This is a genomic window from Rhodoplanes roseus, from assembly GCF_003258865.1.
Classification (GTDB): Bacteria; Pseudomonadota; Alphaproteobacteria; order Rhizobiales; family Xanthobacteraceae; genus Rhodoplanes; species Rhodoplanes roseus.
In genome coordinates this window covers 1-730 of the sequence record NZ_NPEX01000627.1, presented here as the reverse complement: position 1 = coordinate 730, position 730 = coordinate 1, and the positions used below count along the sequence as shown (strand labels likewise).

Here is a 730-nt window from a genome sequence, read left to right as displayed (position 1 = left end):
CGACTGCAGTCGCGGGCACCTCGGCGGCGGGCAGGACGGTGGTGCGGAAGACGAACTTCGGATCGGCGCGCCAGCGGGGGTCGCGCTTCACCAGCGCCATGAACTCCCGGTGGCCGGCGGTCGTACGGCCCACCAGGCAGCCGGCCGAGGCACCCTTGATGTCGTTGCGCGGATAGTCGTAGCCGTGGTGCTGGTTGATCCCGAACCAGCCCGTCTCGGTCGCGTCGCCGTCGCGGCGATAGTCGCGGTTCCCGTCGCGGCACACGGTGATCTCGGCGCCGGTCTGGACCAGCGCCTCGTGCGCCGACGCCTTGCCGGGGTGGTGGGTGCCGACCTGCCAGCACCGCTGCTGCCCGTGCGGGATGCGGGCCGCGCCGAGCTTGCTCAAGGGCCGCTCGGTATAGAGCTTGCCCGGCTCGGTGGTCGCTTCCCAGGCGCCAGGGTCGGCGATCACCGGAATGCCGTCCTGGAACAAGATGATGAAGCGCACGTCGTCGAAGCCGTTCGGGCGATTGGCGTTCGGCGTCCCGTCCGGGTCGATGCCCTCGACGTAGACGATGTTCACCTCTCCCGGCCCGCGGTCGATCGTGCAGCCCCGGCGCTCCATGGCGGCGACGATGCGCTCGGCGAGCGTGCCGGTCGCGGCGGCCGGGGAAACTCCGCCGATCGGCGGAGTTTTCGGAGCCGGGGCGGCCTGGGCGGCGAGGCCGTCCTCGAACAGCTTTGCCTC

The 730-nt window shown here is 71.5% G+C and carries 1 protein-coding gene; it reads right to left on the bottom strand.

The window, feature by feature from the left end; genetic code table 11:
* A partial coding sequence (locus CH341_RS34725; protein ID WP_111423714.1) for a hypothetical protein occupies nucleotides 1–730 on the bottom strand: 730 nt, incomplete at both ends.